This window comes from Zunongwangia mangrovi (assembly GCF_900112105.1).
GTDB classification, from domain to species: domain Bacteria; phylum Bacteroidota; class Bacteroidia; order Flavobacteriales; family Flavobacteriaceae; genus Zunongwangia; species Zunongwangia mangrovi.
Window position 1 is genome coordinate 97271 of the sequence record NZ_FOKV01000001.1, and the last position, 25591, is coordinate 122861.

Here is a 25591-nt window from a genome sequence, read left to right on the forward strand (position 1 = left end):
TTTTATTTTTGATACCTATGGCAAAACAGAAAATAGGCATATTTGATTCTGGTATTGGAGGCACTTCAATATGGCGAGAGATCCATGAGCTTCTACCTTTTGAAGACACTATTTATCTTGCCGATAGTATTAATGCTCCTTATGGCGTTCGAAGCAAACAAGAGATCATAGAACTTAGCCGAAAAAACACGATTAAATTATTAGAGCTTGGTGCAAAGATCATTGTTGTTGCCTGCAATACAGCTACCACGAACGCGATCGATGAATTAAGAAATGAATTCGATGTACCATTTATTGGTATAGAGCCTGCCATAAAACCCGCTGCATTAAATTCTAAAACTAAAACCATAGGAATACTCGCTACTAAAGGAACACTTAGCAGCAGTTTATTCACTAAAACTTCTGAATTATACACTCAGGGATTAAATGTTGTTGAAGTTGAAGGAAACGGTCTTGTAGAACTTATAGAAGATGGCAAGATCAATTCTGAAGAAATGGATAGCTTATTAAATACGCTTCTTCTTCCGTTTAAAGAAAATCCTATCGATTATCTGGTTTTAGGTTGCAGCCATTACCCCTATTTGATTCCGAAGTTAAAAGAAAAATTTAGTCCAGATCTAAGCATTATTGACTCTGGCGAAGCGGTAGCAAGGCAAACCAAAGCAATTTTAGAAAAAAAGCATCTTCTAAATACCAATTTTAGCCAAAATGGGACATGTATTTTCTACACCAATTACAATCCTTCAGTACTCAAAAAAATAATTAATCCTGAAAACAAAAAATTTCAGGTTAAGCAATTGGATTTTTAATTGATTGCGGGACAATGACAATCATAACGCTGCCTACTTTCGCCAAAGTTATAGCCTAAGGTAAGCTGGTGAAAACCGTTATTACTAAGTACCATCGTGTTCATCTGGTAACTAAATGTATATCCAAAGATAAACCGCTTATATTCTAATCCCAGAAACGGCGTTATATACCTTAAATTTTGACGCTGAATTTCTTCCCCGGTTCGCGTGTATTCCATTCCGTCAAAAGCTTGCCGGTAAGATAAACCAATCCATCCCTGGCCAATATCAAAATCTTTGTAAGCTTTTATATTAGCATCGATCGTTGCCTGTGAGTTCAGTTCTCGAAGCTGAAAAAGAAAAGAAGGTTCTAGCCCCCAATCATTACGATAAAAATCAAAGACATAACCCGCAGAAGCAAGGTATTTTCTTTGATTACTAGGTACCGCATCTGAATAGAAAAGATCTCTTTCTACAGAAATAATATTCTTCACAGCAACATGCGCATAAAAATCCATATAATAATAGGACATCCCCACATCCATATTTGCGAAAATATCTGTTGCTGTATCATTATTCCCTAAAAGCGGATCAAATACAGTAAATTGAGATTGATCTAAGCGATGCTGAATAATCCCTCCACTAATCCCAAAAGATAGCTGATTAAGATTCACATTATCTCTGGAAAACATTAGGTGGTACGCAAAAGTTCCGTAAGCTCCTAATTTGGAAAAATATCCATTTTCATCCCTAAAAAAGATAGATCCCAAACCAATTTTATCGCCTAATCTACCATTTACACTTAAAGTTTGTAAGTTGGGTGCATTATCTACGTCAAACCACTGCTGCCTGGCCGTAAGTCGAATTTGATTATAGTTTGAGGCACCAGCCATTGATGGGTAAAGAAGATATAAATTATCCATCAGGTAATCTGAATATGTTGGTATCACCTCCTGTGCTTCCAGCTTTTTAGCAGGAAATAAAAAAAGAGAGCCAAAAATCAACAAGATCAGGATTCGTCTAAAACGATCGAGGCACGTAAGATCAGAGTAAAATTTTATCAAACTATCAAATACTATTTAATATAAGTCGGGTAAATATATACATAAGCTAACTTTTCTTTAGTATTTTTGCCGAAAATTTTAGGAAATGGAAAATTACACCATTAATATACAACATACTACACAAGCCGGAATTGTTAAATTTGAAGCTAATAAATTCTTGACCAAACATGAGAATTTTGAGTTTAAAAACATCGACGAGGCGGCTAAATCTCCAATTGCCCAACAACTTTTTTACCTTCCGTTCGTAAAAACCGTTTACATTTCTCAGAATTTTATTGCTATTGAAAAATACGATATCGTAGAATGGCCAGAAGTAGAGAATGAAGTTGCCGAGCAAATTGAAAATTATTTGAATAAAGGCGGAGTTGTCATTAAAACCGATGACCAACAGAAAAACATTCCTGTAACTGTTTATGCGGAAAGCACACCTAACCCAAAGGTGATGAAGTTTGTTTCTAACAGAAAACTTGTACTTCATGCGGCAGAGTTTAAAAATATCGATGATGCTAAAGAATCTCCTTTAGCTGAAAAATTATTTCACTTCCCTTTTGTAAAAGAGGTTTTTATTGATGAAAACTACGTTAGTGTAAATAAATATGATGTGGCACAATGGGAAGAGATCACGATGGAACTGCGCGAATTTATTCGTAATTTCTTACAGGAAGGAAATTCAGTTTTAAATAACGATGCTGTAACGGGAACTGCCGGGCAGGAAAACGGAAGTGAAGCTCCAAAAAGCGCCCCTAAACCACAAATTAACCTTGATGAGCTTGACGATACTTCGCAGCAGGTTGTAGCTATTCTAGAGGAATATATTAAACCGGCTGTGGCCAGTGATGGTGGAAACATTTTATTTGATTCTTACAACGAAGAAAGCAGAACAGTAAAAGTGATTCTACAAGGTGCCTGTAGCGGTTGCCCATCTTCTACAATGACCTTGAAAAGTGGTATCGAAACCATGCTTCGCGATATGCTGAAAGGAAAAGTAGATTACGTTGAAGCAGTAAACGGATAACTGTTAATGAATATAAAAACAAAAAAACCGCTTCGATCGAAGCGGTTTTTTTATACCCAATATTTATTTCCTTAGAACGTACTTTTTGCTTCACGGTAAAATTCTTGAAACAACTGAAGCAAACTCATTGTAGAGGTTATAAGGTCCCTCGTTTCTAATAATAGACCAAAGTAAAGTTTCGTGTTACGCGGACTAGTTTCTGAAGTTCTAATACGATTAATTTGTTTCTGAATAAGATCTGAAACATAATCAAGCAACTCCTGCTTATCCTTTAAGATCTGATCGATCTTCGCAAATTCGTGATTATTAAATGCATGTTCGATATCATCGAAAAGCACCTGCATTCTTTCATCAACTTTCTTAAGATCACGAATCTGGTTAAACTTTAGGTTCTTATGATTATTATGTACGTGATTGTAACTATTACGAGTAATAAAGGCGATAGACTGCGTCATATCTTGTAGGTAATCCAGGATTAAAATATAGAACTTACTCGCTTCAACAGAGTCATCATCTAAAGATTTGATAAAATAGAAGATATTACCTTTTAATTCATCTACTTCTTCTTCAAGCTTACCAATTGCCTTATTATTTTTCTTCAGCTTACCTAGATCATGATAACCAAGATTGTCTACCGTTTTAGTGTACATTCGGTTTATACCGTGGATTACACTAGAAATATTTTCTGAAGTTTCCGTAGTAATTTCGTTTATCGTAATGATATCAGTTCGATTATAACGCTTATTTTTCTTCTCTTCTTTAGATTTTCTTGAATGTATGATTCCGCTTCTTACCACTAAAACAACAGCTAAAATGATCAAGATTACAAGCGCGATTGTTCCGCCGTAATATATTATTGAAGCAAATAGAGCCGCTGCTGTAAAGGCTACCAAAGCAGTTACAAACCAACCACCAATAACGTTTAAAACTCCCGCTACACGATAAACCGCACTTTCACGATCCCATGCCCTATCTGCCAAAGAAGAACCCATTGCCACCATAAAAGTTACATAGGTAGTCGATAAAGGTAATTTTAAGTTAGTACCAATAGAAATCAAAATACTTGCTACCACAAGGTTTACAGAAGCTCTTACCATATCAAAAGCCGGAGCATCTATTCTTTTAGTACGTGAATTATTCTCTGGCTTCTCGAATTTCTTATCGATCTTATTTTTTACAGCTTTAGGTACAACAGTAGAAACAGCACCACTAAACATTACAGAGTATCTTACGATACTTCTAGACAACCAGTTTGGTTCAAAACGCTCTACCCCATCACCCTGTCTTGCCAGGTTCACCCCTGTTTCTACGACAGATTTTGCTTTACTACTAAACCAAAGAGTCACAACCATTACACCACCGGCAATAATTAAAAGAAACTCTGGAGTAGGGACGCTTCCGCTTAAACCACTCATTAATAGTTCAGACGGTAAAGTTCCTGAAGATTGGTAGGCTGCTTCCCATAAATTATATGATTGCCATGCTGCAATAGGTACTCCAATAAAGTTAACAAGGTCGTTACCGGCAAAAGCTAATGCCAAAGCAAATGTCCCTATAACGATGATCACTCTAAGAATATTCAATTTAAAAATACTCATAAGCAATTGACTCACGATCGAGAAGAATACGAAACCAATCAGCATAATGATGAGCGTATTTTCGTTGATATAAGTAAGAGTATCTTCAGAAAGATAAGGAACACTTTTAAGCCCTTTTATTAGAATAAAATAAAGAATAGCTGTTAGAGAAGCACCTCCAAATACAGCTCCTACATACTTCATCTTCTTTTCGAACTGAAAGGAAAAAATTAGTCTGGAAATATATTGCACCAGCAAACCTATAATAAAAGCGATGACCACTGCCATCAAAATACCTATAATGATCTCGGTTGCTTTACTGGTATTTATGTAATTTGTTAATAAGCCTAGATCTCCATCCCCTTTGTAAATCTTAATTACGGCTATACTAACCGCTGCACCAAGAAGTTCAAAAACGATAGAAACGGTTGTTGAGGTGGGCAGACCTATGGAGTTGAAGAAATCGAGCAATAACACATCTGTGATCATTACCGCCATAAATATGATCATGATCTCTTCAAAATAAAATTGCTGCGGAAGAAATATCCCTTTACGAGCTACCTCCATCAAACCACTGGAAAAGATCGCTCCAATGGCTACACCAATACTCGCTACAATTAAGATGGTTCGCATTGATACCGCCTTAGACCCAATAGCAGAATTCAAAAAGTTGATGGCATCATTGCTAACTCCCACCACCAAATCTGTAATCGCAAGCGCCAAAAGGGCCACAAGCATTACAATGTAAACATCTTCCATAAATCCAATATTTTCAACCAGCAAAAGTCTTTCTTTTTTTCGAAATTAAAAGCACTCCAAGGTTACCAAAACTTTAATTTATTTTACTCTTTAGAATTAAGCTTTATGCTGATTTTGAGCGACAAATATACTAATCTTAAGCTTGGATGGTCACCAGCAAGATAAACTTATCTAAATATCATTGCACCAGAACTTTTAAATTTCCCTACCTTCTATTAAAATTAGGTTATGAAAACTCCCAAATACACTAACGATCTTATTCACGAAAGCAGCCCTTATCTCTTGCAACATGCGCATAACCCGGTAGATTGGAAAGCATGGCATAAAGATGTTTTGGATGAAGCAAAAAAAAGTAACAAACTTATCATTATAAGTGTTGGATATTCTGCCTGTCACTGGTGTCACGTGATGGAGCACGAAAGCTTTGAAGATGCTGAAGTCGCAGATATCATGAACGCTCATTACATTTCTATAAAAGTAGATCGTGAAGAACGTCCAGACATCGACCAGGTATATATGCAGGCTGTGCAAATTATGACCGGCAGTGGCGGCTGGCCAATGAACATCGTCGCATTACCTGACGGAAGGCCGGTTTGGGGCGGTACTTATTTTAGAAAAGAGCAATGGAAAAGCGCCCTACTGCAAATTCAGCAGATTTATAAAAAAGAGCCTTCGCAACTTACCAATTATGCTAATAAACTTGAAGAAGGATTGCAACAGCTAAACCTAATCGATCTTGGAGATCATCAGTATGAATTTTCACAGCAAAGGCTAACCGAATTTGTAGAGCTCTGGAAACCTTATTTAGACACAAAACTGGGCGGCACCAAAAATGCTCCAAAGTTTATGATGCCAACTAATTTAGATTTGCTGTTACGCTATTCATATCAATTTAAAGACGAAGAATTGCAGCAGTACGTACTTCATAGCTTAGATAAAATATCATTTGGAGGCACTTTTGATCATATCGATGGCGGATTTTCGCGATACTCTGTAGATGATCGCTGGCATGTGCCACATTTCGAAAAAATGCTTTACGATAATGCTCAATTACTGAGTTTATACAGCAAAGCCTACAAACTAACTCAGGATCCTTGGTATAAAGAGATCATTAAAAAGACGGCTGATTTTATCGAATCTGAGCTTACTGATTCAAGCGGAGCATTTTATTCAGCTTTGGACGCCGATTCTGAAAATGAAAAAGGAATCCAAGAAGAAGGTGCCTTTTATACTTGGAAAAAACAGGAACTTCAGGAATTGTTGGAGACAGAATTCGATACTTTTTCGGCTTATTTTAATATCAATGAAAAAGGCTATTGGGAGAACGGAAATTACATTCTCTATAAAACTGAAAAGGACAATATTTTTGCTGAAAAACATCAAATCTCGATAGAAGAACTTCAGCAGAAAAAAGGAAAATGGACTAAAATTCTTTCTGAAGCAAAAAAACCACGGAAAAAACCAGGTTTAGACGATAAAACACTTACTTCTTGGAATGCACTTACAATAACAGGTTTTACTGAAGCCTACGCAGCGACTGGAAATGCAGATTACCTTGTTAGCGCACTGAAAAATGCTGAATTTATTATCGAAAATCAGCTAAAATCAGATCATAGTCTTTTCCATTCTTACAAAAGTAAAAAAAGCAAAATTAATGGCTATCTTGAAGATTATGCGTTTACCATCGAAGCATTTTTAAGACTCTACGAGGTCACTTTCGATGAAAAATGGATCGATTTTTCTAACAATCTTAGCCAATATTGCTTTGAATATTTCTACAATCAGGACAACCATCTCTTCAATTTCACCTCCAAAAAAGATGATGCTTTAATTAGCAATCCAGTAGAATTTACCGATAATGTGATCCCTGCATCAAATTCAGCAATGGCAAATAATCTCTTCAGATTGGGAAGTTTAATAGGAAATGCCGAATATTTAGAGATTTCAGAAAAAATGCTGCAGGCAATTTCAGGAAAAATTGGGTCGTATCCAATGGGCTATTCCAATTGGCTTCATTTATATCTAAACTTCAGTAACCCATTTTACGAATTAGCGATTTTAGGAGAAAATGCAACAAACGAGCAAAATAAAATTCATAAAAAATACCTGCCAAATCTTATAATTTCGGGTAGCAAAACAAGTAGTGAATTATCTATTTTAGAAGATCGTTTTGTTGAGGGAAAAACCTTACTTTATCTATGTGAGCAGGGAAAATGCCAGCTTCCAGAAGAAAAATTAACGCCTGTTTTAAACAATATCAGCTTTGTTTAACAAAACTTAAACGAGAATTACTCGCATAAAATTCAAAAAATTACTCTATTTGTGTAAAACTACTTGTAACTATGGATAAATTAAATGACTTTTCTGCGTTAGCACAGGAATACGCTAAAAAACTAATCGACTTTTTACCAGACTTAATTGCCGCAATTTTAATTCTAATTATAGGATTTTGGATTGCAAAACGTGTGGTGAAATTTATGCAAAAAACTCTTGATAAAAAGGACTATGACGTTGCTTTAAAAGGTTTTTTAACCACACTGGTAAGTTGGGCTTTAAAAATACTGGTAATTATCGTTGCAATATCTCAGGTTGGTATCGAAACCACCTCTCTAGTTGCAATTTTAGGTGCTGCAGGTTTAGCCATAGGTTTAGCTTTACAGGGATCATTAGCCAATTTTGCTGGTGGTGTTTTGATTATTATCTTAAAACCTTTTAAAATTGGTGATTGGATCGAAGCTCAAGGCGTTTCTGGTAGTGTAAAGGATGTAAGCTTATTTTACACAAAATTAGATACATTTGGAAACCAGGAAGCTGTAATTCCTAACGGAAGCTTAGCGAACGACAATATTGTAAACTATACTGTAAACGGTGTTCGTCGTGAGAATATGACCTTTGGAATTTCTTATGATGATGATATCAAGAAGGCGAAAGAAGTTCTTATGAATCTTGTAAAAGAGCAAGAAGGTATCGAGGCAGATCCAGCGCCACAAGTACTTGTTGGTGAACTTGGTGATAATTCAGTTAACTTTTACGTAAGATATTTTGCTAAAAACTCTGTATTCTGGGATATCCACTGGTATATGCTAGAAGAAGGAAAAATTAGATTAGAAGAAGCTGGTATGACGATTCCTTATCCACAACGTGATGTTTATCTTTACGATCAAACAAAAATGAGCGGTACGGTTTTAAAAGAATCTGAAAAAAGCAGCTCAGATAAAACTGAATAAACTATATCGAGGCAAGCCTCGGATTATCATACCCTTTGGCGGTGCCAATAAAAAAGCAGGCGTTTAGCCCGCTACAAAATCCTTTAAATAATAAGGTTCAAAATAAGCGACATCCTCGATGTCGCTTATTTTATATTTATCATAAGCTATGCTACACATTTCTTTTGCTGAAGGTAAACGATCTTCGACAAACTCGGCATTTGGATGCTCACAGATCTCCCTGAATTTAGCAACGCCATTTCCTATAAAATGAACTTTTCCGTTCGCTAATTCTTGCTGAAAACTATCTTCTGAAAGCACCTGAGCTTTCGTATCGCGAATTTGATTGAAGGCTGAGTCGAATATAGCAGAATACACTTCCATCCTTCTGGCGTCTAACATTGAAATAACCTGTTCTCCTTCTTTTGGAGTTGCCTGTTTTGCCAAAGCGGTTAGTGTTGGTACAGAAATAAGCGGAATATCCTGCGCAAAACACAATCCTTTTGCTGCCGAAACTCCAATTCTTAATCCTGTATATGATCCAGGGCCTTTGCTTATCGCAACTGCATCAAGGTTATCGATCTTAAGATCATTTTCTTTTAAGATCTCGTCGATGAAAACATGAAGCTTCTCTGCATGAGAATAGCCTTTGCTATTATCCTCTTTTAACGCAATTACATTAGCATCTTCACATAATGCAACCGAACAGTTGGTGGTTGCGGTCTCCAAACAAAGAATTATAGCCAAAATTATCTAATTTTAAACTCTATCCTTCACTGTTGACGCTTCCTGTAACCTCAACCTTATCTCCAGATTTTAGAGTTTTTGTTACTACATTATAAGGACCGGTAATTACAGTTTCGCCTTCTTCAAGACCTTCTGTGATCTGGATGTTAGCATCATCCTGAATTCCGGTTTTTACAACGCGCAATTTAGCTTCTTCCCCGTTCTTTACAAAGACACATTCAAAAAGTTTAGAAGGATCTGTTTCTACATTGGTAGGAGCTGTCGCTCCCATCGCTGCAGAAGATGTATCTGCTTTTACCACGATAGCACTAATTGGCACACCAATAACTTCGTTTTTTTTGTTTGTGATAATATCTACGGTAGCTGTCATTCCTGGTCGAAACGGAGAATAATTCTCTGGTTTTCCTTCTAAAAGATCTTTATAAGAATCTTCTAAGATTCTAACTTTTACCTTAAAATTGGTTACCTGATCTGTAGTTAATTCGCTATCGGCAGAGTTTGAAATCTCGGTTACTACTCCTTTAAATTCTTTTCTTAAGTAAGCATCTACCTCAACGATCGTAGAATCACCAACTTCAACCTTTACAATATCATTTTCGTTTACGTCTACCTCAACTTCCATATTAGAAAGGTTGGCTACACGTAAGATCTCTGTACCGGCCATTTGCTGCGTACCTACAACTCGCTCCCCTAATTCAGCATCAAGTTTAGAGATTGTTCCGCTCATTGGCGCATAGATATTGGTTCGGCCTAAGTTGTCCTTAGATTCGGTTACCGTTGCCGCTGCACTCTGCATGCTGTAGTAAGCAGATTCTTTGTTGGCCTCTGCAACTTCGTAGCTGGAAACGATACCATCCCACTCTGCTTTAGAGATCACTCCTTTTTCAAAAAGCGTTTTATTACGTTCGTAATCTGCTTTTGCTTGTTTTAGACTTGCCTGAGATTGCGCATAATTTGCACGTGCATTTTCCATGCTCGCTTGTGAACGCTGCAAATTAGATTGATAGATATCTGGATTGATTCTCACTAAAAGATCACCTTTTTCTACTGTTTGACCTTCAGCAATAGGAAGCTCTATGATCTCTCCTGAAACTTCAGATGATAATTTCACTTCTACTTCTGGCTGAATTTTCCCGGTTGCAGAAACTGTCTCTACAATATCTAAAGGTTTAATTTCAGCAACTTCAACCTGCTTGAAATTACCGCTTTTACCAAACATTCCAGATTTTTTACCTACAACTAATAGTACTATTAAAACCAGCACTACTCCAAGAATGATAAAAAGAGTTTTCTTTTTCATTTATAAAATTTTTAAAACGCAATCATTTCTATATACCGATTATTGCTTCGGCTTCATTTATTTAAAACAGCTAAATATTAGCTTTAGAATCTCAAATTAGCAACTGGTACCCCAAAGTATAACTCCAGCACTTTTAATTTAAATATATAATCGTATTTAGTACGCAACACCTCTCTTTGAGAGTTTTCGAATCGTAATTTAGACTGACTAAAATCGAATGCATTGGTTAATCCTACATCAAAACGCTCTGTTGCATATTCGTAAGCTTTCTCCTGTGATTCTGCTGCAACCAAAGCTGCTTCATAAGCTTCAAGAGCACCGGTAGCATCTACATAAGCCTGATAAACATTAGCTTCAAGATCTAATTCTGCCTGCTCTAATTGATATTCGGCTCTACGCGCGTTTACCTTGCTTCTTTTCACCTGGTTTCTAGTAGCAAATCCATTAAAGACAGGAACGCTTAACTGAAATCCATAAGAAATACCATCGTTTAACCATAATTGATCGATAAATGGTCTTGGCGGCAAAGAAATTGGCACTGCCGCATTTGGTGATTCGGTTACAACCGTTTCTCCCGTGGATTGAACGTATCCAATTTCATTGATGGTTGTACCGGGAGGATTAATATAATCTATCCTATTGGCACCAGTTTCCCTTGTGTTATAGTTTACAAATGCACCTAAAGTGGGCATATAAGCACCACGAGCTATTTCAACATTCTGCTCTGCGATTTCTTTATTAGCTTCAGCAATTCTAATTTCTGAACGCTCTTCTTTAGCTCTTTCAATAATATCGTATACTGAATTATCCAAGATCTCTGTTCCGAAGATATCATAATCGTCTTCTACAATATCAAAGTTTTCGTAATCCTTGATCAATAAAGTTTGTGCTAAACTAATAAGTGAGATCTTGATATTATTTTGCGCAATGATCATTCGTTGTCTCTCATCTGCATTGGTCGCCTGGATCTCTAAAAGATCTCCTCGTGGTAACGAACCTGCATCTACCAATTGCTGGGTACGATCTAATTGCTCAAAGGTAACTTCGTTTTGAGATTTAAGTACTTCTAATTCCTGTTTTGCAAAAAGCACCTGTAAATAAGAATTTGCTATAGAAAGTGTAATATCATCCTGCATCTTATCTAAAGAATACTGGGCAGCAAGCTTAGATAATTTTGCTCTTTGTAACTGCTTAAAATTTCTTAAACCATCAAATAAAGTCACACTGGCGGTTACTCCGGCAGAGAAGTTTCTGGTAGTTTGATTTTGCAGTACACCAGTTGTTACGTTTTGAGTTAAACCTGTATTCCAGGAATTGCTGGCGTTACCATTTATTCCCGGCAAAAGATTACCAATAGCATCGTTCTTATCGATATCGGCTGCCTCTACATCAAGTTCAGATTGTTTAACAGAGATGTTATGCTGTAAAGCATACTCTACACATTCCTGCAAGGTCCATTTTTTCTCCTGCGCGTTGGCGATGAACCCAACTAAAAGTAAAATGGTAAAAAAGCTAAATTTCTTCATAATGTATATTGTAATGGATATGTCTAACAAAAAGTTGAGTTGTTACAAAAACTGCAAAAAATTAATTAGCAGCATAATTTTGAGCTGGTTTTAGCTGATTCCACACCTTTATTTTATCGTCTTTAGCTATCCCGTCTTTAATTTCTACGTGAATCCCGTCACTAACGCCTAATTCTACATCTCTACGCTCAAATTGTTGATCTGCAGTCTCTATTTCTACAAATGGCTGCTGAGTATCATTATCAAACTGCACCAAAGCTTCTTTTATTGATAATACATCCTCTGCTTTCGCCAAAATGATCGAAGCATTAGCACTAAGCCCTGCTCTTATAAAAGTAGCTTCTGCTTTATCTAAAGTTCCTTTAATTTCAAATTGAATAGCCCCGTTTTCTTCAACACCTTTGGGAGCGATATAATCTAAAACCGCATCAAAAGTTTTGTTCTCGATAGCACCAACGGTTACTTCAAGTGGTAAACCTTCTTTTATTTTACCAACCTCACTTTCGTCTACTTTTCCTTCAAAGATCATCTTATCCACATCGGCAAGTGTGGCCAGCGTGGTTCCGTCGTTAAAGTTATTAGATTCGATAACCTGGTTTCCGGTTTTTACAGGAACGTCTAAAACCATCCCGGTTACCGTACTTCGTATTAATGTGTTCGCCGCACTACCAATACCGCTTGTTGTACCGGTTTTAACGATCTCAAAATTTTGCTGTGCAGATTTATAGTTCTGCTCGGCTCTTTGGTAGGCAACTTCAGCATTATCAAAATCGTTAGCTGAAATCACGCCTTTATCGAATAATGATTTTTGGCGATCGAATATTTTCTTTTGATTATCTAAATTGATCTTTGCAGTAGCCACAGCATCTTTTGCGCTTTGCAAAGAAGTTACGTTAGGGATCACTCGAATCCTGGCGATTAGGTCACCTGCTTCTACAGATTCACCGGCTTCAACATAAATTTCATCTATAATTCCGCTAATATTAGGTTTTATTAAGATCTCTTCTAGCGGAACGATATTCCCGGTTGCTACTGTATTTTTAGTGATGGTTTGTACAGAAGGCTGTTCGGTTTGATAAACCACAGGGTCTTCCTGACCTTTTTGAAAGTAATAATACAGCGAACCCAAAAAGCCAATAAAGATTACGGCTAAAATAACGATGGTAACTGTTCTTTTCATTTTTGATTGTGTTTATTCTATGTTCTAAAGTTGTTATTCTGTTCGTAAAGCGTCTACAGGTTTAATTTTAATCGCATTTTGCGCAGGAATTAAGCCTGCCAATAAACCTGAAATTACAAGGATAGCTAAGGCAATTAGTACCACCCCAATATTTACCGTTGGATTTAAAAACATCATTTCTGAAGTATCCATTCCATCTAACAATGAGTTAACCACGTAAATAACGAGTGTCGAAAGGATAATTCCTGCCATCCCGGAAACAATGGTTAAAAAGATCGATTCTAGCAAAATTTGCCCACGTATACTCCAGGGGCTTGCTCCTAAAGCACGACGAACACCAATTTCATTAGTTCTTTCTTTCACTACAATTAGCATAATATTACTAATACCAATAATTCCTGAAAGCAATACCAGCGTACCCACAAAATAGGCGACTAGGCGAAGTGCGATAAATAAACCGTTAATTCGGCTATATTCTTCGTAAAGATCAAAATTCCCTACCGCACGATCATCTTCTGGATGAATGCTATGTCGTGTTTTAATAACATCAAAAACGCTGCTTTTAAGCTCGGTTATAGAATGATCGTCATCTGCAGTAATTGCCATCCAACCAACTACGTCTCCCATATTAAAGGCCTGTGAGTATGCAGTAAAAGGCACAAATATTTCCTTTTGCTGTTCTTCTACATTACCGCCACTTCCTTTTTTCTTGTAGGTTCCTACTACCATAAAATTAACACCGTTAATTTTGATGTACGTACCCAAAACCTCTTCATTAATATCATACAATCCAGCTTTTACACCTTCACCGATAATAGCTACTTTTCGTTTTTGCTCGATATCTGAATAGTTTATAAACCTACCAGAAGTAATATCCATAGGTTGTTGCCGTATAATTTCAGGATAATCTCCGTAGACATTATAAGCACCACTGTTTAAACCTCTAACCACATTATTAGCGCCACCAAAACCACCAAGTTGATTTCTTGGAGAAACGATCTCTAAACCGGGAACAGTTTCTTTTATAGCTTCTACATCCGCTAATTTAAAGTTGTAGTTTCTTCCTTTAGGTAAACCTTTATATGATTTAGAGATGGTTTGTGACCACATAAACATAGAATTTGTAGCCATTCCGCTAAAGCCCTGCTTAACTCCGTTTTCAAGCCCTTTTCCTGCAGCCAGCAAAATAACGAGAATAAAAATTCCCCATAATACTCCAAAAGCGGTAAGCAATGTTCTAAACCAGTTTGCGGTTAAAGCTTCTATAATTTCGTCCCAGCGATCTCTACTAAACATGATCTTTAAAATTTACTCGTCTCTTAATGCTATAATAGGTTTGATTCTCGCTGCGCGATAAGAGGGAAAGAAACCAGCAATAGCTCCTGCCACAATTAAAATAACTACAGTAGATAAGGCTACTTTAAAATTCACCGTAGGATTATAAATAAAGTCGGTTTGAATCATTGGCCCCACAAAATCCAAAAGTACTAAGCCCATTATTAAGCCAGTTAACCCAGCAAAGGAAGTCACGAATATAGACTCGTGTAGCACCATCCCAATGATAGAAAGCGGTTGTGCTCCTAATGCTTTTCTAACGCCAATTTCACGGGTACGCTCTTTTACAATAATCAGCATAATATTACTTACCCCTACAACACCAGCGATGATCGTACAGATCCCCACTCCCCAAAAGAACATTTTTATCATCCCTATAAGATCGTAGAATCGCTTAGTATTTTCTAACCTACTATTTACTCTCACCGCGCTATTATCACCTGGGGCTATTGTATGCTTTCCTTTTAAATAGGTTTCTACTTTGTTCGTAAAATTGTTAGATGCCAACAGTGCTTCTTCATAAGTATCCTTTGGCTCTAGTGTAAAACTTAAAGAATTAATATTATTACCGCCGCTAAAAACTTTTTGTGCCGTGGTAATAGGCACAAATACTCGACTTTCTTCTCGTTCCCCTCCTGGATCTGTATAAACACCTACCACCTGAAATTTTATTCCTGAAATTTCTACATACTCACCAAGCACATCTTTCGAATCTTTAAATAGATCCATCTTTACTCGATTTCCTAGCACCACAATTTTCGTAGATTCTTCAATGTCTTTGTAATTAAGAAATCGACCAGTAACCATACTAGCATTTTCCAGAAATTGATAATCTGGATAAACTCCTTCTACACTATAAGAACCAGATTCATTTTCGTAGGTTAATAATCCTCCATAAATCCTATACACCGAAGATTTAAACTCTAATGCTGATTTATTTTCTGCGGAAGTATATTCAAAATCGTCGTTTTTCAACTGAATTCTACGGCCAGGATTTAAGCCTTTATATTCTTTGGTAGTTACACCGGGATATACATAAATGGCGTTTGCGGCATCACCCTGAAACTCTCTTTCTATTCCGTTCTTCATTCCTTCACCAATCCCAAGTAAAATCACCAGAATAAAAATCCCTGAAGCCACTGAAAGTCCGGTTAAAAATGTACGCAGTTTATTTTTGCTAATGGTTTCAAAAACTTCCTGCCAACGTTCAAGATCAAACATTTTGCAAAGCTCTTACCTGGTTAACTTTAGTATCATCGATAATTAAACCATCTTTCAGGTTAACGATTCGCTTGGTCATTTGAGCAATATCAGGCTCGTGCGTAACGATAAGAATCGTTCTGCCTTCATCATTTATTTGCTGAATTAGATCCATCACCTCATACGAAGTTTTAGTATCTAAGGCTCCCGTTGGCTCATCGGCAAGTAAGACTTTTGGATCTGATGCTAAAGCGCGAGCGATGGCTACACGTTGTTTTTGCCCTCCCGAAAGTTGATTTGGCAAATGATCCATCCACTGTGCCAGCCCTACCTTTTCTAAATAAGCTTTGGCTCTATCCATGCGTTCTCCACGCTTCATACCCTGATAATAAAGAGGCAAAGCAACATTATCGAGCGCACTTTTATAATTGATAAGATTAAATGATTGGAAGATAAAACCCAGAAATTTATTGCGGTACCGAGCTGCAATCTTTTCATTCAGGTTTTTAATGGCAACACCATCTAAAGTATACGAGCCGGTATCGGCTTCATCTAACATTCCCAGTATATTTAGAAGCGTAGATTTACCAGAACCTGAAGATCCCATTATGGAAACAAGTTCTCCCTCAGAAACATTGAAGTTTATTCCTTTTAAGACGTGAAGTGAGTTATTTCCCGTTTTGTAAGATTTATGCAAATCTTTAATTGTGATCATAACTTTTTGACTGATGGTTAAAAGCAAAATGCTTGCTTATATCCATAAGACTTCAAAAAGCTAAAAATGTTACAGGAAAAATATAAGTTTATTAAAAAAGAGCTGTTTAAGCTTCGTATTTCTTCTTTCGATAAGAGCGATAAATGTAATAACCTAAACCGCCGACTAATAGATAAGGAAATACCATCAAATAAAGAATTCCGTCATTAATCCCTTCCGCAGCATTTTGAGAAGATTCACTTTCCAGCACTGCTCTACACATCGCACATTGTGCATCTGCAAACAATGGCATGAAAAGTAAAACTAAAAGGACTAAAACCGATTTTACATTAAAAATCTTCTTCATTTTCAATCAATTTTAATAATACGGATACATAAAAATGTACACCAAAACACCGGTTATCGCCACATATAACCAGATTGGAAATGTCCACCTGGCGATTTTGGCATGTTTTTCATATTCAGCTGTTAAACCGCGATACATGGTAAATAACACAAGCGGAATAATGATCGCTGAAAGTGCTATATGAGAAATAAGTATAAAAAAGTACATGTACTTCAGCAATCCTTCACCTTCATAATGCACAGGTGCATTGCTTATCTTCGAGATCACGTAACTCACCAGAAAAACAGCAGATAAAGCGAATGCTGTGATCATTACATTTCTATGTAATTTGTATTCTCTTATCTTCATAAAAAAATATCCCATTAAAAGTAATACTGCAGTAGATCCATTAAGTACTGCATGGAATAATGGGAAGGTTCCCGATTGGGTACCTAGTAAATTATAACGCTCGGGTAAATTCATTAAAATTAATACCACGATAGGCACTAATACCGATAGCGCAATGATCACCGGAATGGCGATCTTATCTGTTTTTGTTAATGTTTTTTTCACAACAACGTCTTAATATCCTCAATTAACATATCGATCTGCGGTTCTTCTTCTCCTTCTAAAACCGACTTATTTCTCTTAACAAAACCTCTATAATAAATTAATGGGTTTCCGAATCTATCTTTTCTGGATCGAATATATCCATCTTGATCAATTAAAGCAAACATACCAGAATGCACAAATCCTCCCTGAACATCTGGATCTTCACCAGCATAAGTTTGGAAACCAGCATTAGCAAGTTCGTAAATTTTATCCTTTTCTCCGGTAAGCAGGTGCCAGTTAGGATTGGTTATTCCGTAGTGATTTGCGTATTCTGCAAGTACTTCAGGCGTATCATGTTCTGGATCGATCGTAAATGAAGCTACCCCAAAATCATCTTTAAATTCTTCTAATTCATCCTGAACTTCAACAAGATTTTCGCTCATAACAGGACAAATTGTTGGGCATGTTGTAAAAAAGAACTCCACCACATACACCTTACCTAAATAATCTTCATTACTAATGGTATCGCCATGCTGATCTATAAACTCAAATTCTGGAGCTTTTCTTTTTTTGCCATTAAGCTCTAAGTATCCAACCTCTGGAGATTCTTTTTCAGGCCTTTTAGCACCTTCTTTATTAAGACGATCACCTTCTACAACTTCTCCATTATTCATTCTATCAAAGATCTTAGGCATTACAATAATCCCAAAGATTATAATGATAACACCTAGACCAGCATATGAATATTTCTTTTTCATTACTATTGAATTTCTAAAATTCGCTTAATTGTTTTTTCTACCTGCATTATTTTTCTTCAAAGCCAGTCTGTACTCTGCCAGGATCACTTTTACATCATCATTCATTTTATTGGTAAGCTCTGCAATATCTCTGGAGTCGTATCCGTATAGAATTTCATCATCTTCATCGTCATCTCTACCTCTCAAATTTCTGGATTTATCTACAATAAAAACATAAGGAGTGTAGTTTTTGTCGGAAAGCTGATAGGGACTATCAAAACTCTCAAATACATTCTGGATCTCGCCCGGTGTACCAAAAACGAATTTCCATTCTTGTGCATTAGTGATACCTTCAAACTCTTTTGCAAAATCTGCAGCATTGGCTCGAGCACTTTCAGGCAATATGATTACAAATTGAAAATCGTCAAATCCGTAATATTTTTCAAGAATCTTCTTATCAAGATTAAAGGTATTACCTTTTAAATTTTCTAAGTCTTCTCCGAAGAAAGCAACAACGCTTATATGATCCTGAAGATAAACTGGTTCATCGTCATAACTGGAAAGCTCTGAAACATCAGTAATATTCTCGGTTAAGATTGGTAATCTGGCAAAGTTATTTTTACCCGATGCAAAAAAAAGATAAGCAACAATCGGCAATGCAAAAAGTACTGTGAGTACAAAAAATTTCTTCATAACACCGTTTCAGAAAAGGAGTACAAAAATAAAAAGACGGTTTTACAAAACCGCCTTTTCTTAATCTTTTAACTTTTGTATAGTTTAAAAATCCCAGGCAATATACCCGTTTTTATAAACCTCGTATATATAATCTCCTTCTGTAAGTAAGATGAAGATCAAATAGATCGCTAAGAATACTCCAGACCACACAACAGCTCTACGAAGACCCTTAGTTTCATGCTCCATGTGCATAAAAGCCCAGGCTATATAATATGCTTTGTATAATGTAAGAATAATAAAAATCCAGTTTAGCAAGTGCATTCCTACGATAGAAGTCTCTGTTAAGAATGGAGGTCTAAAAATCCCCAAAACAACTTCTACAATAGTAACTATAGAAAGAATCCCAAAAACCTGCCAGATTCTTTTTGTACTTGATTCGTGCTGATGTGCTGTGCTATCGTGTGCCATAATTTCTTCGATTCAAAAAATTAAACAAGGTAAAAGAACGTGAATACAAATACCCATACTAAATCTACAAAGTGCCAGTATAAACCAACTTTCTCTACCATTTCGTAGCTTCCTCTTCTCTCGTAAGTACCTAAAATAACATTAAAGAAAATAATGATATTAATTATAACTCCAGATGCAACGTGGAAACCGTGAAATCCTGTAATAAAGAAAAAGAAATCTGCAAATAACGGAGGCCCGTATTCATTCTCGGTAAGATTAGCTCCTTCTACGATACCAGTAACATTATTGTCTAACCAATTTTGAGATTCCTCTCTAGATAGGATCGTTTTTTCTCCCTCTTCATTAAAATCTAATGTTCTAATATAAAGATCGTCACTAGCAGCAAATCCTTCTTTAATTCCTTCTAAAGTAAATTCTGAAACTGTAGAACCTCCTTCAAACCAAACACCGGTATTTTCTCTATGAGTAGTTCTTTCAGACTCCTGAATCACAGCAATATCTTCTAAGGCTACTCGATGTCCTTCACCATCTACAAACTGAAGGATCTTTCCTCCTTTTGTTTTTAGCGCACCATATTCTCCTGAAATAAAGTTGCTCCACTCCCAGGCCTGAGAACCTAAGAAAATAAGACCACCAATAATTGTTAAGAACATATAGGTGGTTACTTTCCCCTGTTTCATTTGATGACCAGCGTCTACCGCTAACACCATCGTTACAGAAGAGAAAATAAGAATAAAGGTCATCAATGCAACGTAATACATTGGTGCATCTACCCCGTGTAAAAATGGAAAGTGATTAAAAACCTCATCGGGTATTGGCCAAGAATCTGCGAACTTGAATCTTGAAAAACCATAAGCCGATAAAAATCCTGTAAAAGTAAGTGCATCGGAAAGGATGAAGAACCACATCATCAACTTACCATAGCTGGCTCCAAGTGGCTGATTACCACCGCCCCAAGTTTTACCTTCGGTGCCTGTTCTAACAACAGTAGCGTCCATAGAAGAAGTCATTTAATTTAAGTGCTGCGCAAAAATACGCATTTTTATTATCTAAAGAAATATAAAAAGAAAAACAGGTAAACCCACAGTACATCAAGGAAGTGCCAAAATGTTGCACCAAGCTCTAATCCAAGTGTTTGCCCCTTATGGTATCGTTGTTTAAAATGATTATAAATTAAGACCAAAAGCACAATTAAACCCGCCGCTAAGTGGGCTAAGTGAGCCAAAACAAGAACGTAAATGAAACTTGTTGTGATCGTACTCTCACTACCTGTAAAATAATAACCAGCATCAACAATATCTGCAAAACCCTGAAACTGAAACACTACAAACAACGAAGCAAGTATAAGAGTTCCCAGCAGAAAAGCAGTACCATTTTTTCTGTTTCCTAATATAATATTCTTTTTCGCAAAAAACATAGTAACACTACTAATTATAATTACGACAGTACTCCACATAAAAGACTGCGGTAATTCGAATTCTGTAAGCCAATCTGGTCTTGTTTTACTTACCACATAAGCACTTGTAAGCCCGGCAAACATCATCCCCATGCTTATGATCGCAAACCACAGCATCATTTTCTTTGCGCGATCTCTTCTCTCCTGTTCGCTTCCTTTTGTTAAATCCATTCTCTAATAAATTTATCCAACACGTAAACTATTTGTAATAAAGTAATATATGAAACACTAGCCAACATCAATTTCTTGGCGGCATTTGCTGTTTTCAATTTAAAAAGCCTAATGGCATAATAGAGCATTCCAAGCCCTAAAAGTAAGATGATTATTCCTGAAACCGGAGTAAGATATAATCTTCCTGTAACTCCAAAGACAGGGATCAAAGAGACCAAAATGGTCCATATCGTATACAAAATCACCTGAATCGCAGTTCCTTTATCCCTCTTACCGGTGGGAAGCATAAAAAAGCCTCCTTTTTTGTAATCATCATACAACCACCATCCGATAGCCCAGAAATGAGGAAATTGCCAAAAAAACTGGATCATAAATAAAGTTCCTGGCTCTATACTAAAATCTCCAGAGGCGGCAACCCAACCTAGCATAAAAGGTATTGCTCCCGGAAAAGCTCCCACAAATACAGAAAGTGGTGTTTTTGTTTTTAATGGCGTGTAAATACTTACATATAAAAAGATACTTATCGCACCAAACATTGCTGTTTTAGGATTGATAATATAAAGCACTACCAAACCTAAGACTGTAAAAACACTTGCGATGATAAATGCAGTAGTTACCGACATTCTCCCAGAAGGCACAGGACGATTTTTAGTCCTATCCATTAAGGCATCAAGATCTTTCTCGATGATCTGGTTGTAGGCATTTGATGCACCAACCATAAAATATCCGCCTATAGCTAATAAGAGCACAACAACAAAATCTACCGTTTCAGCACCTAAAAAATAACCCGCAACAGAAGAAAAAACTACGCTAATTGCTAAGCGCATTTTTGTTATTTCCTTAAAATCTGATAATAACGAAGGGGAAGAATTATGTACGCGTGCGCTACTCAAAAATTATTTTTTACAATTGGCGCAAAGATACTCCTTAATTAGGTTTTGGCAAGGCCGTACAATTGTTAATTTTAAATTGCTGCTTTTGCTAATAATCATAGTACCAATTAAAAATATCTGTACGAATACCAAAATTTAACCAGGAAGTAGATATATCGTAACTACTTATTGTATTCACATCGGTATTCATATTACGATAAATAAAGCTTCCGTATAATTTTAGATTGGTCTCTGGATTAATAATATATCCTGCTTCTACCTGACCAAAAAATGAAATCCCTGTATTTCCCTGGCCAATCTCCACGCCATTATCAAAAGGACGATCTTCATAATTTCGATAAATATCTCCTCCGTAAGAAAAAGGATCGTTATCATAATCAAAACCACGCTTTCCATAAATAAATTTAGCAGTTCCATACCAACGATCTTTTTTATATCTGGCTATCGCTATTATTTCTCTAAAGTTTGCCCCCCACAAATGAGCTAAAGATTGATTATTATGGCCGTAATTTAAAACCTCGGTATTGTGCGAATAAGTATAAGGACGTACTTGATTATATTCTAGCTGAAGAAATAAATTGGGTACTTTAAATGCGTTGAAGTATTTAAGCCCTACCTGATAACCTAATTTGTTCTTCCAGCTTTTTTCTCCTCCGAAGATATCACTGCTGGAAAATTCATCGATGATAACCTGAGTATAAGCATTTAAATGATCACTAATTTTATACTTTCCACTCAATCCAATTAATGCATTACCACCTCTGGCTCCTGTAGAAAATTCTATTGCCCTGTAAAAAATAACAGGATTTAGATAGTTAACATCAAAACCTCGGTTATTGTCATTCTCCCAAATTACCGATTCAAAAAGACCAATATTAAGTCGTTTAGTTACATTGAGACTTAAATAATGATTAGCCATATATTTTGTTCTGAAACTTCCGTCGCCGGTCACTTCTGGTCTCACATCTCTCATGGACATCCAAGTATTGGTATACTTCAATTTCCAAAATGTGGTGTTTAGTTTGAAGTAAGGATAAGGAGAAGTAACATCACTTACCAGTAAAGATCGATACCCATCGCCTATAAAGTTTTTACCATGACCAAACTGAATATTAAAATATTTTGAAGGACTATAAGACAAATAACCTTCGGCTACCGGATAATCATAAGCATCCTCGCCAAATGGCTTTGCAATTCCTCTTGAAGGAATGATTGCTGGATCACCACCATCTGGCCTTATAGATTCTGCCCAATTATTAAAATAACCTGCAAATCTACCCTGGTTTTCATAAACCACAGTGTAGAAATTAAAGTTTTCACCTAATCCTCCCTGGAAAATAGCAGCTCTTGTATTATTATAGGTATAATCTGCATTAGTATCTCCAAAATCTTTTCCTAGCTGAAGATCTAATGCAAAATCGAAGGTAAACCAGTAATCTTCGTTTTGAAATCTTACCGTATGCTCATTCCATATTTTACGACCTACGAGCGTTCTTCGGTTATGATGAAGACGCTGAGCATCAGCTTTCAGATCATAATATTTTGAAACATCTTTAAATAACAAAGGTTTAGATGCCGTATGATTATTTGTCCCTACCTGATTTAAAGCAGCATCGAATCTGGAATAATATTCATGTGATAATGGAATATTTATACTGCTTTCATAACGCGGATTAGTAAACAATTTAGTTTGAATAGAGTCGTACTCGTTAGCCGCTAGGATCAACTGATTGTCTTCTAAATCTTTTGATCTCGTTACTTCAGACCTATTTATTTCTTCTGAAGAAAAATCTTCCAAATCCTGAATTTCGTTTCTTTCTAAAGGTATTTTTATAGGTAACCTAAATTGCATATAGGTTGGCGTCGCATTATATCTCGCAGGCTGAATTACCGGAAGTAGCTCAAACACTCTGGCTACCTCATCTTTCAACTCATCGTAGGCAGCATTTACATACATTAATTTGAAAGTACCCGCTTTAGTTACTTCAAAAACTACAGCGATCTCGCCACTATAATTACTAGCTAAGACATTTGAAGGAACCTGAAAATGATCAACAATATAGCTTATAAGGCTATTTTTGAAACAATCTTCCGAAGCATTGTAGCTTACAGACTCACATTCTGGAAATACAGGATAAACTTCTGCATTTTGCGCTTGTCCTAAAAAAACTGATAATAAAAAAAATGGAAGTAGAAGATACTTCATACTAGAGTAATAGATATTCGGGCCGAAAGATACACTTTTTACATCTATACTGAAATAAAGAAATCCCGGTAAAAACCGGGATTTCTAAAAAAAGTATATGTTATTTCCTTAGTCTTGAATTTGGAAAGTAATTGGTAAAGAGTATACAACTCCTACTGGCTTACCTCTTTGCTTACCTGGTTGCATTTTAGGTAGCTTGTTAACTACCCTCGCTGCTTCCTGCTCTAATCTAGGGTGCGGTGCACGAGCTCTAACTTCAGCAATTTTACCTTGTTTGTTAATCTTAAACTGAACAATTACACGAGTAATACCTGATAAACCAAGCTCAGCTCCTAAATCTGTATCAAATTCTTTTTGTACAAATTTCATTACTTTTTCACTCATACAAGCTTTACGCTCGTCGTTGTCTTTAAGATTTTCACATCCTGGGAAGATTGGTACATCTTCGATAACCGCGAAAGGAACGTCTGCTACCTCTTCTTCTTCAGGCGCTTCAACAACCTCCTCTACTTCCACGATATCGTCAAGGCTGGTTTCTGTAGATTCGATCTCATCTTCTTCTACTTCTTCCTCATCCTCCACAACTTCGATAACCTCTGGTGCCGGTGGTGGCGGTGGAGGTGGTGGCGGAGTGTTTTGCATTTCGGTAATTGGAATTTCTTCGTCTTCTAATTGATCCATCTGCACCATTCCGGTATCAATATCAGACTTTTCATAAGTCTTCCATTCAATAGCCTGCCAGGTAACAAAAAGAACCAATATAAGACCTAATTGAAGAAACAATACGCTTCTTCTGGATAAATCTGCTTTCGGATTTTTCTTAGGTTCCATAATGGTTAATGATTAATAAGGTTTGCTAAAATAAATATTTTTTCCAAAAAATTAAATAAATATCAGTTTTTAACCTTTTTAAGTGGCCTCTCAAAAGTTAAAAAAAGGATTGATGCTATTAAAACACCAGTTGAATTTGCAATTACATCTAACCAATCTGGTTGTCTGTAACTGGTAAGTGTTCCTTGTAATACCTCAATTAACATACCAAAAGCAATACAAGCAACAGCTATTTTAATTATAATCGACTTATAAGATACATTATTTTCTGCTTTTAGAAAAAAAGATAGTTTCCAAATAGAAAATAAAACAAAATAAGCCGAAACATGCAAAATTTTGTCCCCTATAGTCAAATCACCCATTTCTACTTTAGGCGTGATCTTATATAAAGAAAAAAACGTAAGCGTAGCCGTATATAGACCTGCCAGAGAAAAGGCAAGCTTAACCACCAATGATCTCTTTATATTCCTGCGCAGTAAGAAGGTCTTCCAGCTCGGCGATCTCAGCAAATTTAATCTTGATCATCCACCCATCTGTATATGGCGCGTTATTTACCTTTTCAGGCTCATCTTCAAGACTATCGTTAAATTCAACGATCTCTCCTGTTAATGGTAAATAAAGATCTGAAACTGTTTTTACCGCCTCTACGGTTCCAAAAACATCTTCACGCTCTAAAGATTCGTCTACAGATTCTACCTCTACGTAAACAATATCTCCTAATTCACCTTGTGCAAAATCTGTAATCCCTACAGTTGCAATGTCGCCATCGATCTTAACCCACTCGTGGTCTCTGGTGTACTTTAAATCCTCTGGAATATTCATAGTTATGTTTTATATAGCGACAAAGTTAATTTTTTCGGTT

At 36.4% G+C, this 25591-nt stretch carries 25 protein-coding genes; 4 read left to right on the forward strand and 21 right to left on the reverse strand.

The window, feature by feature from the left end:
- Positions 1-17: 17 nt before the first annotated feature.
- The gene (gene murI, locus BM201_RS00370) at positions 18-809 is read left to right on the forward strand and encodes a glutamate racemase (protein WP_092539425.1); all 792 of its coding nucleotides are present in this window, start codon (positions 18-20) and stop codon (positions 807-809) included.
- Here the strand turns inward: murI and BM201_RS00375 are convergent.
- Positions 806-1852 (reverse strand): PorP/SprF family type IX secretion system membrane protein, encoded by a 1047-nt coding sequence (locus BM201_RS00375; RefSeq protein WP_245758538.1) that lies wholly within the window; start codon positions 1850-1852, stop codon positions 806-808. The two genes, murI and BM201_RS00375, sit on opposite strands and share 4 nt — an antisense overlap.
- 85 nt (positions 1853-1937) lie before the next feature.
- Here BM201_RS00375 and BM201_RS00380 point away from each other — a divergent pair, with 85 nt between their 5' ends.
- Positions 1938-2867: a NifU family protein gene (locus BM201_RS00380; protein ID WP_092539426.1), complete on the forward strand. Its 930-nt coding sequence runs from the start codon at positions 1938-1940 to the stop codon at positions 2865-2867.
- 71 nt (positions 2868-2938) lie between these two features.
- Here the strand turns inward: BM201_RS00380 and BM201_RS00385 are convergent, their stop codons facing one another.
- Complete coding sequence (locus tag BM201_RS00385; RefSeq protein ID WP_092540545.1) at positions 2939-5203, reverse strand: inorganic phosphate transporter; 2265 nt, start codon at positions 5201-5203, stop codon at positions 2939-2941.
- 228 nt (positions 5204-5431) lie between these two features.
- Between BM201_RS00385 and BM201_RS00390 the strand changes: the two genes are divergently transcribed.
- Together BM201_RS00390 and BM201_RS00395 are read left to right on the forward strand one after the other, a co-directional pair.
- Complete coding sequence (locus BM201_RS00390) at positions 5432-7474, forward strand: thioredoxin domain-containing protein (RefSeq protein WP_092539427.1); 2043 nt, start codon at positions 5432-5434, stop codon at positions 7472-7474.
- 71 nt (positions 7475-7545) lie between these two features.
- A complete protein-coding gene (locus tag BM201_RS00395; protein ID WP_092539428.1) occupies positions 7546-8430 on the forward strand; it encodes a mechanosensitive ion channel family protein in 885 nt (294 codons plus the stop codon).
- 63 nt (positions 8431-8493) lie between these two features.
- On the opposite strand, the gene tsaB is transcribed toward BM201_RS00395, so the two are convergent.
- The 19 genes from tsaB to gcvH all read right to left on the reverse strand — a co-directional run bounded on the left by tsaB (position 8494) and on the right by gcvH (position 25551).
- Complete coding sequence (gene tsaB, locus BM201_RS00400; RefSeq protein ID WP_175486949.1) at positions 8494-9156, reverse strand: tRNA (adenosine(37)-N6)-threonylcarbamoyltransferase complex dimerization subunit type 1 TsaB; 663 nt, start codon at positions 9154-9156, stop codon at positions 8494-8496.
- A 19-nt stretch (positions 9157-9175) separates the two neighbouring features.
- Positions 9176-10456, reverse strand: a complete 1281-nt coding sequence (locus BM201_RS00405) for an efflux RND transporter periplasmic adaptor subunit (RefSeq protein ID WP_092539430.1) — start codon at positions 10454-10456, stop codon at positions 9176-9178.
- An 83-nt stretch (positions 10457-10539) separates the two neighbouring features.
- Positions 10540-11982 (reverse strand): TolC family protein, encoded by a 1443-nt coding sequence (locus tag BM201_RS00410; protein ID WP_092539431.1) that lies wholly within the window; start codon positions 11980-11982, stop codon positions 10540-10542.
- A 61-nt stretch (positions 11983-12043) separates the two neighbouring features.
- Positions 12044-13162 (reverse strand): efflux RND transporter periplasmic adaptor subunit, encoded by a 1119-nt coding sequence (locus tag BM201_RS00415; protein WP_092539432.1) that lies wholly within the window; start codon positions 13160-13162, stop codon positions 12044-12046.
- A gap of 33 nt (positions 13163-13195) precedes the next feature.
- A complete protein-coding gene (locus BM201_RS00420; protein WP_092539433.1) occupies positions 13196-14458 on the reverse strand; it encodes an ABC transporter permease in 1263 nt (420 codons plus the stop codon).
- A gap of 12 nt (positions 14459-14470) precedes the next feature.
- A complete protein-coding gene (locus BM201_RS00425) occupies positions 14471-15718 on the reverse strand; it encodes an ABC transporter permease (protein WP_092539434.1) in 1248 nt (415 codons plus the stop codon).
- The gene (locus BM201_RS00430) at positions 15711-16412 is read right to left on the reverse strand and encodes an ABC transporter ATP-binding protein (protein WP_092539435.1); all 702 of its coding nucleotides are present in this window, start codon (positions 16410-16412) and stop codon (positions 15711-15713) included. Before BM201_RS00430 ends, BM201_RS00425 begins: the two co-directional genes overlap by 8 nt.
- 106 nt (positions 16413-16518) lie before the next feature.
- Positions 16519-16758 carry a hypothetical protein gene (locus BM201_RS00435; RefSeq protein ID WP_245758539.1) on the reverse strand — a complete coding sequence of 80 codons (240 nt, stop codon included), beginning with the start codon at positions 16756-16758 and terminating at the stop codon, positions 16519-16521.
- A gap of 12 nt (positions 16759-16770) precedes the next feature.
- The gene (locus BM201_RS00440) at positions 16771-17310 is read right to left on the reverse strand and encodes a DUF420 domain-containing protein (RefSeq protein ID WP_092539436.1); all 540 of its coding nucleotides are present in this window, start codon (positions 17308-17310) and stop codon (positions 16771-16773) included.
- Positions 17307-18047, reverse strand: a complete 741-nt coding sequence (locus BM201_RS00445) for an SCO family protein (RefSeq protein ID WP_092539437.1) — start codon at positions 18045-18047, stop codon at positions 17307-17309. The genes BM201_RS00440 and BM201_RS00445 overlap by 4 nt, the downstream gene beginning before the upstream one ends.
- A 24-nt stretch (positions 18048-18071) precedes the next feature.
- Positions 18072-18719 carry a hypothetical protein gene (locus BM201_RS00450; protein WP_092539438.1) on the reverse strand — a complete coding sequence of 216 codons (648 nt, stop codon included), beginning with the start codon at positions 18717-18719 and terminating at the stop codon, positions 18072-18074.
- A gap of 84 nt (positions 18720-18803) precedes the next feature.
- Positions 18804-19169, reverse strand: coding sequence for a cytochrome C oxidase subunit IV family protein (locus BM201_RS00455; protein ID WP_092539439.1), 366 nt, complete (start codon positions 19167-19169; stop codon positions 18804-18806).
- 20 nt (positions 19170-19189) lie between these two features.
- Positions 19190-20170 carry a cytochrome c oxidase subunit 3 gene (locus BM201_RS00460; RefSeq protein ID WP_092540549.1) on the reverse strand — a complete coding sequence of 327 codons (981 nt, stop codon included), beginning with the start codon at positions 20168-20170 and terminating at the stop codon, positions 19190-19192.
- A gap of 47 nt (positions 20171-20217) precedes the next feature.
- Entirely contained in the window at positions 20218-20799 is a 582-nt protein-coding gene (locus tag BM201_RS00465; RefSeq protein WP_092539440.1) for a cytochrome c oxidase subunit 3, read from the reverse strand.
- Positions 20790-21692 carry a heme o synthase gene (gene cyoE / locus BM201_RS00470; protein WP_092539441.1) on the reverse strand — a complete coding sequence of 301 codons (903 nt, stop codon included), beginning with the start codon at positions 21690-21692 and terminating at the stop codon, positions 20790-20792. Before cyoE ends, BM201_RS00465 begins: the two co-directional genes overlap by 10 nt.
- An 88-nt stretch (positions 21693-21780) precedes the next feature.
- Complete coding sequence (locus BM201_RS00475) at positions 21781-23898, reverse strand: gliding motility protein RemB (protein WP_092539442.1); 2118 nt, start codon at positions 23896-23898, stop codon at positions 21781-21783.
- A 108-nt stretch (positions 23899-24006) separates the two neighbouring features.
- Positions 24007-24729 carry an energy transducer TonB gene (locus BM201_RS00480; RefSeq protein ID WP_092539443.1) on the reverse strand — a complete coding sequence of 241 codons (723 nt, stop codon included), beginning with the start codon at positions 24727-24729 and terminating at the stop codon, positions 24007-24009.
- A gap of 62 nt (positions 24730-24791) precedes the next feature.
- Positions 24792-25178 carry a VanZ family protein gene (locus tag BM201_RS00485; RefSeq protein ID WP_245758540.1) on the reverse strand — a complete coding sequence of 129 codons (387 nt, stop codon included), beginning with the start codon at positions 25176-25178 and terminating at the stop codon, positions 24792-24794.
- Positions 25171-25551, reverse strand: a complete 381-nt coding sequence (gcvH, locus tag BM201_RS00490; protein WP_092539444.1) for a glycine cleavage system protein GcvH — start codon at positions 25549-25551, stop codon at positions 25171-25173. Before gcvH ends, BM201_RS00485 begins: the two co-directional genes overlap by 8 nt.
- Between the last annotated feature and the right edge of the window lie 40 nt (positions 25552-25591).